Origin of the sequence: Pseudomonas sp. GXM4, from assembly GCF_008923895.1 — a bacterium.
In the GTDB taxonomy this organism is placed as follows: Bacteria; Pseudomonadota; Gammaproteobacteria; order Pseudomonadales; family Pseudomonadaceae; genus Aquipseudomonas; species Aquipseudomonas atacamensis.
On record NZ_WBRZ01000383.1, the window covers coordinates 1 to 3,932 of the forward strand.

General features: G+C 51.8%; 2 tRNA genes and 2 rRNA genes. All 4 read left to right on the top strand.

Annotated elements, in window-relative coordinates:
• Window positions 1-507 (top strand): 16S ribosomal RNA (locus F8N49_RS26245); the annotation flags it as partial.
• Between the two features lie 81 nt (window positions 508-588).
• A tRNA-Ile gene (locus tag F8N49_RS26250) sits at window positions 589-665 on the top strand.
• 30 nt (window positions 666-695) lie between these two features.
• Window positions 696-771: transfer RNA gene (locus F8N49_RS26255), tRNA-Ala, on the top strand.
• A gap of 247 nt (window positions 772-1,018) precedes the next feature.
• A 23S ribosomal RNA gene (locus F8N49_RS26260) occupies window positions 1,019-3,912 on the top strand.
• Window positions 3,913-3,932 lie beyond the last annotated feature (20 nt).

A 3,932-nucleotide genomic window follows, 5' to 3' on the forward strand; every position in this document is an offset into this window, starting at 1 on the left:
CATTGAGACAGGTGCTGCATGGCTGTCGTCAGCTCGTGTCGTGAGATGTTGGGTTAAGTCCCGTAACGAGCGCAACCCTTGTCCTTAGTTACCAGCACGTAATGGTGGGCACTCTAAGGAGACTGCCGGTGACAAACCGGAGGAAGGTGGGGATGACGTCAAGTCATCATGGCCCTTACGGCCTGGGCTACACACGTGCTACAATGGTCGGTACAAAGGGTTGCCAAGCCGCGAGGTGGAGCTAATCCCATAAAACCGATCGTAGTCCGGATCGCAGTCTGCAACTCGACTGCGTGAAGTCGGAATCGCTAGTAATCGCGAATCAGAATGTCGCGGTGAATACGTTCCCGGGCCTTGTACACACCGCCCGTCACACCATGGGAGTGGGTTGCACCAGAAGTAGCTAGTCTAACCTTCGGGAGGACGGTTACCACGGTGTGATTCATGACTGGGGTGAAGTCGTAACAAGGTAGCCGTAGGGGAACCTGCGGCTGGATCACCTCCTTAATCGACGACATCAGCTGCTGCATGAGCTCCCACACGAATTGCTTGATTCATTGAAGAAGACGATAGAAGCAGCCCGAAATTGGGTCTGTAGCTCAGTTGGTTAGAGCGCACCCCTGATAAGGGTGAGGTCGGCAGTTCGAATCTGCCCAGACCCACCAATTTTGTGTGGGAAACGCCTGTAGAAATACGGGGCCATAGCTCAGCTGGGAGAGCGCCTGCCTTGCACGCAGGAGGTCAGCGGTTCGATCCCGCTTGGCTCCACCACTACTGCTTCTGAAGTTTGAAAGCTTAGAAATGAGCATTCCACCGAGACGGTGATGAATGTTGATTTCTAGTCTTTGACTAGATCGTTCTTTAAAAATTTGGGTATGTGATAGAAAGATAGACTGAACGTTACTTTCACTGGTAACGGATCAGGCTAAGGTAAAATTTGTGAGTTCTCTTAGTTGAGAAATTCGAATTTTCGGCGAATGTCGTCTTCACAGTATAACCAGATTGCTTGGGGTTATATGGTCAAGTGAAGAAGCGCATACGGTGGATGCCTTGGCAGTCAGAGGCGATGAAAGACGTGGTAGCCTGCGAAAAGCTTCGGGGAGTCGGCAAACAGACTTTGATCCGGAGATGTCTGAATGGGGGAACCCAGCCATCATAAGATGGTTATCTTGTACTGAATACATAGGTGCAAGAGGCGAACCAGGGGAACTGAAACATCTAAGTACCCTGAGGAAAAGAAATCAACCGAGATTCCCTTAGTAGTGGCGAGCGAACGGGGACTAGCCCTTAAGTGGCTTTGAGATTAGCGGAACGCTCTGGAAAGTGCGGCCATAGTGGGTGATAGCCCTGTACGCGAAAATCTCTTAGTCATGAAATCGAGTAGGACGGAGCACGAGAAACTTTGTCTGAATATGGGGGGACCATCCTCCAAGGCTAAATACTACTGACTGACCGATAGTGAACTAGTACCGTGAGGGAAAGGCGAAAAGAACCCCGGAGAGGGGAGTGAAATAGATCCTGAAACCGTATGCGTACAAGCAGTGGGAGCAGACTTTGTTCTGTGACTGCGTACCTTTTGTATAATGGGTCAGCGACTTATTTTCAGTGGCGAGCTTAACCGAATAGGGGAGGCGTAGCGAAAGCGAGTCTTAATAGGGCGTCTAGTCGCTGGGAATAGACCCGAAACCGGGCGATCTATCCATGGGCAGGTTGAAGGTTAGGTAACACTGACTGGAGGACCGAACCGACTACCGTTGAAAAGTTAGCGGATGACCTGTGGATCGGAGTGAAAGGCTAATCAAGCTCGGAGATAGCTGGTTCTCCTCGAAAGCTATTTAGGTAGCGCCTCATGTATCACTGTAGGGGGTAGAGCACTGTTTCGGCTAGGGGGTCATCCCGACTTACCAAACCGATGCAAACTCCGAATACCTACAAGTGCCGAGCATGGGAGACACACGGCGGGTGCTAACGTCCGTCGTGAAAAGGGAAACAACCCAGACCGTCAGCTAAGGTCCCAAAGTTATGGTTAAGTGGGAAACGATGTGGGAAGGCTTAGACAGCTAGGAGGTTGGCTTAGAAGCAGCCACCCTTTAAAGAAAGCGTAATAGCTCACTAGTCGAGTCGGCCTGCGCGGAAGATGTAACGGGGCTCAAACCATACACCGAAGCTACGGGTATCACCTTCGGGTGATGCGGTAGAGGAGCGTTCTGTAAGCCTGTGAAGGTGAGTTGAGAAGCTTGCTGGAGGTATCAGAAGTGCGAATGCTGACATGAGTAACGACAATGGGTGTGAAAAACACCCACGCCGAAAGACCAAGGTTTCCTGCGCAACGTTAATCGACGCAGGGTTAGTCGGTCCCTAAGGCGAGGCTGAAAAGCGTAGTCGATGGAAAACAGGTTAATATTCCTGTACTTCTGGTTATTGCGATGGAGGGACGGAGAAGGCTAGGCCAGCTTGGCGTTGGTTGTCCAAGTTTAAGGTGGTAGGCTGAGATCTTAGGTAAATCCGGGATCTTAAGGCCGAGAGCTGATGACGAGTTACCCTTTGGGTGACGAAGTGGTTGATGCCATGCTTCCAAGAAAAGCTTCTAAGCTTCAGGTAACCAGGAACCGTACCCCAAACCGACACAGGTGGTTGGGTAGAGAATACCAAGGCGCTTGAGAGAACTCGGGTGAAGGAACTAGGCAAAATGGCACCGTAACTTCGGGAGAAGGTGCGCCGGTGAGGGTGAAGGACTTGCTCCGTAAGCTCATGCCGGTCGAAGATACCAGGCCGCTGCGACTGTTTATTAAAAACACAGCACTCTGCAAACACGAAAGTGGACGTATAGGGTGTGACGCCTGCCCGGTGCCGGAAGGTTAATTGATGGGGTTAGCTAACGCGAAGCTCTTGATCGAAGCCCCGGTAAACGGCGGCCGTAACTATAACGGTCCTAAGGTAGCGAAATTCCTTGTCGGGTAAGTTCCGACCTGCACGAATGGCGTAACGATGGCGGCGCTGTCTCCACCCGAGACTCAGTGAAATTGAAATCGCTGTGAAGATGCAGTGTATCCGCGGCTAGACGGAAAGACCCCGTGAACCTTTACTATAGCTTTGCACTGGACTTTGAATTTGCTTGTGTAGGATAGGTGGGAGGCTTTGAAGCGTGGACGCCAGTTCGCGTGGAGCCATCCTTGAAATACCACCCTGGCAACTTTGAGGTTCTAACTCAGGTCCGTTATCCGGATCGAGGACAGTGTATGGTGGGTAGTTTGACTGGGGCGGTCTCCTCCTAAAGAGTAACGGAGGAGTACGAAGGTGCGCTCAGACCGGTCGGAAATCGGTCGTAGAGTATAAAGGCAAAAGCGCGCTTGACTGCGAGACAGACACGTCGAGCAGGTACGAAAGTAGGTCTTAGTGATCCGGTGGTTCTGTATGGAAGGGCCATCGCTCAACGGATAAAAGGTACTCCGGGGATAACAGGCTGATACCGCCCAAGAGTTCATATCGACGGCGGTGTTTGGCACCTCGATGTCGGCTCATCACATCCTGGGGCTGAAGCCGGTCCCAAGGGTATGGCTGTTCGCCATTTAAAGTGGTACGCGAGCTGGGTTTAGAACGTCGTGAGACAGTTCGGTCCCTATCTGCCGTGGACGTTTGAGATTTGAGAGGGGCTGCTCCTAGTACGAGAGGACCGGAGTGGACGAACCTCTGGTGTTCCGGTTGTCACGCCAGTGGCATTGCCGGGTAGCTATGTTCGGGAAAGATAACCGCTGAAAGCATCTAAGCGGGAAACTTGCCTCAAGATGAGATCTCACTGGAACCTTGAGTTCCCTGAAGGGCCGTCGAAGACTACGACGTTGATAGGTTGGGTGTGTAAGCGCTGTGAGGCGTTGAGCTAACCAATACTAATTGCCCGTGAGGCTTGACCATATAACACCCAAGCAATTTGC